Origin of the sequence: Pseudomonas guariconensis (assembly GCF_024127895.1) — a bacterium.
Taxonomy (GTDB): domain Bacteria; phylum Pseudomonadota; class Gammaproteobacteria; order Pseudomonadales; family Pseudomonadaceae; genus Aquipseudomonas; species Aquipseudomonas guariconensis_B.
The window spans coordinates 1-616 of the sequence record NZ_JAMYBK010000074.1 but is presented as its reverse complement, the minus strand read 5'-3'; the positions used below and the strand labels follow the sequence as shown (position 1 = coordinate 616).

General features: G+C 61.0%; 1 protein-coding gene. It reads left to right on the top strand.

Annotated features, from left to right (window positions below; genetic code table 11):
- Nucleotides 1-616 (top strand): VCBS domain-containing protein (locus tag NJF35_RS24600; RefSeq protein WP_253091623.1); only part of this gene is annotated, 616 nt, incomplete at both ends.

The window sequence follows — 616 nt, the reverse complement described above, 5'->3', positions numbered from 1 at the left end:
GATGGGCCAGTATGGTTACCTGACCCTGGATGCCCAGGGCAACGCGGTCTACCACGCCAACCCCAACAGCGTGGCCCCGGCTGGTGCCACCGACACCTTCGTCTACACCATCCGCGATGCGGACGGTGACGAGAGCACTACGACCATCACCATCAGGATTGATGACTGCTCGCTGATCGCTGGGCCGGACAGCGAAGTGACCGTCCATGAGAAATCACTTGATCTGCTCAAGGACGGCAATGACCTGGCGGCCGGTACTGTCGAGGGTAGCGATCCGAATTCGACGGATGAAACCGCTTCCGGGTCCCTGGCTGGCTCGGTCAGTGGCGGCGTGGGTGCGCTGACGTTCAGTCTGGTGGGTAATGCCGTTGGCCAATACGGCCAGATTCAGCTGAACAGCGACGGCACCTACACCTATACGCTGACCTCGGCGCCGCAGTCGCCGAACCCTGGCAACGACGGTCCGAATACCGTCACCGAATCCTTCACCTACCAGGTCAAGGATTCGTTGGGCAACACGACCACCAACACCATCGTCATCACCATCGTCGATGACGTACCGACGGCTCACAGCGACTTCGCCAGTGTCACCGAAGGCGGTACGGTGGCCGGTAAC